The organism is Vibrio sp. 1249-1 (assembly GCF_033340495.1).
On the sequence record NZ_JAWOWJ010000304.1, the window covers coordinates 1 to 853 of the forward strand.

Here is an 853-nt window from a genome sequence, read left to right on the forward strand (position 1 = left end):
ATTCGACCGTCGCAAGCTTGAACTGTTACCTGCACCATTGAACTTTGAAGACTTTGTCGCCGAGATAGAGAGTATTTCGGCGCTCATGGCGGAACAAAAAGGACTGCGTTTCGACTTAGAACGTTTGAGTGACCTACCAAAAGCGATCGAGGTGGATGCGACCCGTTTACGTCAGGTGATTTGGAACCTAGTCAGCAACGCGATGAAGTTCACCAAAGAAGGTGGCGTTGTGATGACAGTCAGCGCTGATGTTGAAGAAGACTTCGCGACTATCATTATGGAAGTCGAAGACACTGGCATCGGTATTCCTGAAGCTGAACTGGATAAGATTTTTGCTATGTACTATCAAGTTAAGTCGGGTAAAGACAACTTGCATGCGGTAGGTACAGGCATTGGGTTAGCGGTTTCGAAACAGCTGATCAATATGATGGATGGTGACATTACGGTCACAAGTGAAGAAGGCTTTGGTAGTACCTTTACTGTGTCGATTCACGTTCCTATTGTTGAACTCGAAGAGCCGGTAATCGATGCGAAGCGCGACAATGTGCATCTCAACATCTTTATGGTTGAAGACATTGAACTTAACGTGACGGTGGCTAAGTCGCTGCTAGAAAGTTTGGGGCATTCCGTGACGGTCGCGATGACTGGGGAAGAAGCGTTAGTCAACTTTGTGCCGGACCAATACGACCTTGCGCTGTTGGACATTCAACTGCCAGACATGACAGGGTTTGATGTGGCGAAGTACTACCGTGAGCATTATGACCACTTGCCTCCGTTGGTGGCGTTAACGGCGAACGTGATGAAAGATCGTCGAGAGTACTTAGAAAATGGAATGGATGACGCAATCAGTAAA

General features: G+C 47.2%; 1 protein-coding gene. It reads left to right on the top strand.

The features are described from left to right. The coding region (locus tag R7Z50_RS26010) for an ATP-binding protein (protein WP_318149542.1) at positions 1 to 853 on the top strand (853 nt) is incomplete at both ends.